Origin of the sequence: Agromyces humi, from assembly GCF_009720255.1 — a bacterium.
Taxonomy (GTDB): Bacteria; Actinomycetota; Actinomycetes; order Actinomycetales; family Microbacteriaceae; genus Agromyces; species Agromyces humi.
Genome location: NZ_WJSP02000587.1, coordinates 1 through 1,686, shown reverse-complemented (window position 1 = coordinate 1,686; position 1,686 = coordinate 1). Strand labels below are relative to the sequence as shown.

The window sequence follows — 1,686 nt, the reverse complement described above, 5'->3', positions numbered from 1 at the left end:
GGCCGCAGCGGCCGCCGCGGCCGAGGCGGCGCGACAGGCCGCCGAGGCGCAGATGACCTCGTACGCGGCGTCCTACTCCGGCCCGTCGGTCGGCGACTTCCTCGCGAGCCCGCCGTACCCGAACTTCGACCTCGGCAGCGTCTACGGCGTCGCCACGCAGTACATCGGCACGCCGTACGTCTACGGCGGCGCCACCCCGGCCGGCTTCGACTGCTCGGGGTTCGTGATGTACGTCTACGCGCAGTTCGGCGTGAGCATGCCGCACTCCTCTGCCGGGCAGGGGGCAATGGGCACCCGCATCTCCGAGGCCGACGCGCAGCCGGGCGACCTCGTGATCATGGACGGCCACGACGGCTTCTACGCCGGGAACGGCATGATCCTGCACGCGCCCTACGAGGGCGCCTCCGTGCGGGTGCAGCCGATCTGGACGAGCGACTACTACATCGTGCGCATCGGCATCTGATTCGTGAACATCTCGTGACACCGCGCATGAATGGCGCGCCAGGTTGCCCTGGCGCGCCATTCGTGCTTTACCCTTGAAGCCTGACGATCCGAGAACCGGGCAGGGGAAGCCGATGGTCGCGACGCGCAGCATCCATTCCACGGATGCGCGCGCGCAGTTCCACCAACGGCGCAGCAGTCAGCCGAGCACGATCCGGGCGAACGCCGCAACGGGCACTGTCTTCATGACGGTGCCCGTTCTTCGTTCTCCCGCCCGATCGCGTGCCTCGGCGACAGCCCTCCCTCCGGCACGCCTTCGCGCGCTCGGCGCGTCAGTCCGTTCACGCGGCTGGAAGCCATCCAGCACCGATCGAAAGGCACTTCATGCGCACCCTCGTGCTCAACGCCGGATATGAGCCCCTCGCCGTCGTCTCGTTCAAGCGAGCGCTCCTCCTCGTCATGAACGAGAAGGCCACCGTCATCCTCCACGACGAGGGCAATCCCGTGTGCGCTGCGAGCGGCTCCTGGGAGCGTCCCAGCGTGATCCTGCTCACCCGGTACGTCCGCACCCCGAGAGTCCACGCCGTTCCGGTGAGCCGTCGGGGCGTGCTCCGCCGTGATGAGCATCGGTGCGCGTACTGCGGCAGGTCGGCCGCGACGATCGACCACGTGTTCCCGCGATCCCGCGGCGGTCGCGACACCTGGGAGAACCTCGTGGCATGCTGCCTCCGCTGCAACAACACCAAGGGCGACCACACGCCGGCCGAGATGGGCTGGGAACTCCGCTTCACGCCGGGCATGCCCCAGGGGCGGAGCTGGGTGGTGCGCGGATTCGAGCGACCGCTCCCGCAGTGGGACGAGTACCTCGCCAGCGCCGCCTGATCCGTCGTGACATCGATGCGGACGTGCCCTATGGTGGTACGAGTCCGGAGACGCCCGACCTCCGTGATCTCACGAGAAGCCAACCCACTCCGGGCCGCACTGCGGCCTCGGGCGGGATCCGGAGGTTCCGCACTTGCACGGTGAAGACGAGAACGACGCCCACGAGCGCACGCGCTCTGAGCGGCGAGCGGCCGATCGTGGCCGCACCCGTCGCACCGCTCCGAAGTCCCCTCGCCGCGCGAAGAGCAGGGCGCCGATGAATGCGGACGAACCGGAGACCACGGCGCCGAGGCTGTCGACGATGAGCTGGTTGTTCGCGGCCACGAAGGTGTTCGCGAGCCAGGCGATGCCGAACAGCGCGAT

Annotated in this window: 3 protein-coding genes; 2 read left to right on the top strand and 1 reads right to left on the bottom strand. The window is 69.0% G+C overall.

What is annotated here, in order from left to right:
- The coding region (locus GH736_RS22575; RefSeq protein ID WP_162529601.1) for a C40 family peptidase at positions 1–463 on the top strand (463 nt) is incomplete at its 5' end.
- Positions 464–825: 362 nt separating this feature from the next.
- Positions 826–1,323 (top strand): HNH endonuclease, encoded by a 498-nt coding sequence (locus GH736_RS22570; RefSeq protein WP_159607225.1) that lies wholly within the window; start codon positions 826–828, stop codon positions 1,321–1,323.
- A 69-nt stretch (positions 1,324–1,392) separates the two neighbouring features.
- Here the strand turns inward: GH736_RS22570 and GH736_RS25390 are convergent.
- A partial coding sequence (locus tag GH736_RS25390; protein ID WP_235934642.1) for an anaerobic C4-dicarboxylate transporter family protein occupies positions 1,393–1,686 on the bottom strand: 294 nt, incomplete at its 5' end.